Genomic DNA, 653 nt, shown 5'->3' with positions numbered 1-653 from the left:
CCGTTCGCGATTCCGCCGTTCACGATGCCGCCGTTCCCGACCCTGCCCGCACTGCCCAACCTCGGTGCAACGATCACTGGCGGCATCAACGCCCTGGTCGATCTGGCTGGCAACTTTGCTCTACCCCCATTGACGTTGCCGCCGTTCACCATTCCGCCGTTCCCGACCCTGCCCGCACTGCCCAACCTGGGCGCGACGATCACCGGCGGCATCAACGCCCTGGTCGACTTGGCCGGCAACTTCGCACTACCCCCATTGACGTTGCCGCCGTTCACCATTCCGCCGTTCCCGACCCTGCCCGCACTGCCCAACCTCGGTGCAACGATCACCGGCGGCATCAACGCCCTGGTCGATCTGGCCGGCAACCTGGCCATCCCGCCGTTCGCGATTCCGCCGTTCACGCTGCCGCCGTTCCCGACGCTGCCCGCACTGCCCAACCTCGGTGCAACGATCACTGGCGGCATCAACGCCCTGGTCGATCTGGCTGGCAACTTTGCTCTACCCCCATTGACGTTGCCGCCGTTCACCATTCCGCCGTTCCCGACCCTGCCCGCACTGCCCAACCTGGGCGCGACGATCACCGGCGGCATCAACGCCCTGGTCGACTTGGCCGGCAACTTCGCACTACCCCCATTGACGTTGCCGCCGTTCAC

General features: G+C 66.5%; 1 pseudogene. It reads left to right on the top strand.

Features of this window, described 5'->3' with window-relative positions:
* Positions 1–653, top strand: a pseudogene (locus tag A5634_RS28750) (hypothetical protein); the annotation flags it as partial.

Source organism: Mycobacterium asiaticum, from assembly GCF_001673365.1.
Taxonomy (GTDB): domain Bacteria; phylum Actinomycetota; class Actinomycetes; order Mycobacteriales; family Mycobacteriaceae; genus Mycobacterium; species Mycobacterium asiaticum_A.
Note: the sequence above shows the minus strand (reverse complement) of the source record. Positions and strands in the feature narration are given on the sequence as shown.